Here is a 2258-nt window from a genome sequence, read left to right as displayed (position 1 = left end):
TTTCAGACCCATCATTTTCAGCTGGCTGACCGATACGCCTAAGGGCTGATTAGCTGTTTGGCCCGGCGGGTTGCGCCCTATCTTTGGGGCGTGAATGAGTTGGAAATTGATGATGAGGTTCTGAAGATCGGGAAATTCGCGATCAAGGGCTGCGCGGGGCTGACGCCGGACGGCGCAGTTTTCCGGGTGCCGCAATCGGTTGACCACCCGCCGCCGCTGATCGTGCCGGAAGACATCAAGGATTGCGTGGTCTACCTGTCGGTTCCGCAGCGCAGGCAGGGTGTTCTGGAGGTTGATCTGACCGGCGCTGAACGCTCCGCCGCGCGGTTTCGACCTGCCGAAATCGAAGTGACCGATACCATGGGCGAAGGTCGCAAGCCCGTTACCTTGGGCGTGGGCAAAATGCGGTTGCAATTCGCGCTGGCGGTGGATGATCTTGCCGACCGCCTGACGATCCCGATTGCCCGCATCATCGAACGCAAGCCGGATGGTGAGGTGGTGCTGGACAATGCCTTCATGCCGTCCTGCATTGATGTGCGCGCCGCACCAACGCTTGCGGCTTTCCTGCAAGAGCTGGAGGGTTTGCTCGGCCACCGCGTCAAGGCGCTTGCCGGGCGGCTGTCCGAAGGAGGGGCCGCCAAAGGCGTTGCGGAAATCCAGGATTTTCTGCTTTTGATGTGCGTCAATCGCGCGCTGCCGGTCTTTCGCAACATGCTGGAGATGGAGAATATTCACCCTGCCGATCTGCACCGGGTCTGTATTGCGCTGGCAGGTGAACTGGCGACTTTCATGGCCAGTGACAAGATGCCGCCGGCGTTTCCGCCGTATAAACATGCGGAACTGACCGCGACTTTCGCGCCGGTGATCCGCAGTTTGCGGCAATACCTGTCGTCGGTTCTGGAACAGACGGCAATTGCGATTGCGCTGGAGGCGCGGAAATACGGCATCAGCGTCGGTATCATCGCAGACCGCAAGCTGATTACGACGGCGGGTTTCGTGCTGGCGGTCAAGGCGGATGTTCCGGTGGAAACCGTGCGCCGCCATTTTTCCGGTCAGGCCAAAATCGGCCCGGTGGAGGAGATCCGCCAATTGGTGAACTCGGCCTTGCCGGGCATCACGCTGCGCCCCTTGCCGGTTGCGCCACGCCAAATCCCGTATCATGCCGGGGTCGTCTATTTCGAGATGGACCGCGAAAGCCCTTATTGGCGCAAAATGACCACCTCTGGCGGGATCGCGGTTCATGTGGCGGGGGATTATCCCGGCTTGACGATGGAGCTTTGGGCGATCCGGCTGAGTTGAGGGTGACAAGAGGACGAGATCATGTCGAAGAATGACCCTTTCGCGGAACCGGATGATTCCGAACGCACGGTCATCCGTCCCAATCCCGCAGGACGCAGGGCTGGTGGCGGTGCCGCGGCAGCCGGGGTGCCGAATTATCCCGCCCCACAGCAACCGGCGCAGGAGCCGGGCAACCTTGGCTACGGCGTGCCGCAGCGCGCCACTCCGGCGGCGGCGGTTGCATCCGATAACGGGAAAACCACGGAATCGCCGATTGCGCTGGCGATGACGGGGATGAACCGGCTGAACGCGGCAGCGGCGACGTTGTTCGCGCTGGTCAGTCGTATCCGCAACCGCGCCCAGCATATGGAGCCGGAAACCCTGCGCCGCAATGTTGTCGCTGAAATTCGCGGCTTTGAATCCCGTGCCATTCAAGGCGGGATGGACCCGCAGCAGGTCAAGGTCGCACGCTATGCGATTTGCGCGACCATCGACGACGTAGTGCTGAACACCCCTTGGGGGGAGCAATCCATCTGGGGCATGCAGTCCATGGTTGGCACCTTCCACCGTGAAACCGTAGGTGGCGACCGATTTTATGACGTTCTGGCCCGGCTGGAACAGGATCCGTCGAACAATATCGAACTTCTGGAATTCATGTATATGTGCCTGTCGCTTGGCTTTGACGGGCGCTTGCGGGTGGAACAGGGCGGCACCGACAAGCACCTGCAAATCCGCAATGGGCTGGCGCGGATCATTCGCGCCCAGCGCGGCCCGGTGGAGCAGGATCTTTCGCCGCATTGGCAGGGTGTGGACCGTCCACACAAGGCGCTTTCGGCGTGGAAACCAGTCTATATTGCCATCGCCGTAACCGTTGCATTGCTCTCGGTGATCTTCGGGGGCATCTCTGTCGCGCTTAGCAGTCAGTCAGACCGATTGCTGGGCCAGCTCGCCTCGGTCGATCCGGGCCGCCCGCCGACGCT

2 protein-coding genes are annotated in these 2258 nt (G+C 61.3%); both read left to right on the top strand.

Annotated elements, in window-relative coordinates; translation table 11 throughout:
- Window positions 1-57 precede the first annotated feature (57 nt).
- Window positions 58-1299 (top strand): type VI secretion system baseplate subunit TssK, encoded by a 1242-nt coding sequence (tssK, locus tag L0H65_RS18655; protein ID WP_301460697.1) that lies wholly within the window; start codon window positions 58-60, stop codon window positions 1297-1299.
- 21 nt (window positions 1300-1320) lie between these two features.
- Window positions 1321-2258: type IVB secretion system protein IcmH/DotU (gene icmH / locus L0H65_RS18650; protein ID WP_301460696.1), on the top strand; the 938-nt coding region annotated here is incomplete at its 3' end.

The organism is Pseudorhodobacter sp., from assembly GCF_030452865.1.
In the GTDB taxonomy this organism is placed as follows: Bacteria; Pseudomonadota; Alphaproteobacteria; order Rhodobacterales; family Rhodobacteraceae; genus Pseudorhodobacter.
This window is presented reverse-complemented; position numbering and strand designations above follow the sequence as displayed.